General features: G+C 42.8%; 1 protein-coding gene. It reads left to right on the top strand.

Annotation, left to right across the window (positions count from 1 at the left end):
- Positions 1–63 precede the first annotated feature (63 nt).
- The coding region (locus AAEY79_RS15040; RefSeq protein WP_352289224.1) for a hypothetical protein at positions 64–269 on the top strand (206 nt) is incomplete at its 3' end.

Here is a 269-nt window from a genome sequence, read left to right as displayed (position 1 = left end):
AGTATGAACATTAACGACGAAACTCTTAGCGCCTTTTTAGACTCAGAGCTAAGCGAGGACGAAATGGAGCAAGTGCGTAAAGCCCTTGAAACCGATGATGCGCTAGTAATGCGACTTGCAGAATTTAGCGAAGTAGACATGCTAGTAAAGGAGCACGCAATAAGTATTGACGACGCACCACTTAGTGACTCGTTAGCTAAAACGGTTGCAAAGCTTGATACAACAACGACAAAAAACACGTTAAATAGCAATGTAGTAACGTTAAGGCC

The sequence above is a fragment of the Psychrobacter sp. GW64-MNA-CIBAN-0177 genome (genome assembly GCF_040309585.1).
Classification (GTDB): Bacteria; Pseudomonadota; Gammaproteobacteria; order Pseudomonadales; family Moraxellaceae; genus Psychrobacter; species Psychrobacter okhotskensis.
Note: the sequence above shows the minus strand (reverse complement) of the source record. Positions and strands in the feature narration are given on the sequence as shown.